The 354-nt window shown below is 35.6% G+C and carries 1 protein-coding gene; it reads left to right on the top strand.

The features are described 5' to 3' along the window. Positions 1-32: 32 nt before the first annotated feature. Entirely contained in the window at positions 33-329 is a 297-nt protein-coding gene (locus BM613_RS14830) for a lipoprotein (protein ID WP_146192872.1), read from the top strand. The last annotated feature ends 25 nt before the right edge of the window (positions 330-354 follow it).

The raw sequence follows: 354 nt of genomic DNA, 5'->3' as shown, positions 1-354 counted from the left end.
CTACACTGCATAGTTAAGAGGAGGGTGTTTTCGTGAAAAAAGTGTTTGTGTTTCTCGCAGGCCTACTGAGTGTGGCGATGTTTCTTACAGGGTGCGGTCTCAAAAGCAAAAACAATATTGAAGATACATCAAAGAATGTTCTTATAAATTATAATGCTTATAAAAAGTCAACCCCCACTTTTTCTCAAATAACTTATTTTAAAATAATAACAAGCAGCCCGTGGTTCATGAATAGAAATGGGATATGGCATGCGACTACAATTCAAGGCACATGGCACAAAGTATTTCATTTACAACATCCAATAATAAACAGCATCGCATTATTTTAAAAATAAAAAGAAGCAGGGGGTTGGT

It is taken from the genome of Sulfoacidibacillus thermotolerans (assembly GCF_003144315.1).
GTDB lineage: Bacteria > Bacillota > Bacilli > Alicyclobacillales > SLC66 > Sulfoacidibacillus > Sulfoacidibacillus thermotolerans.
This window is presented reverse-complemented; position numbering and strand designations above follow the sequence as displayed.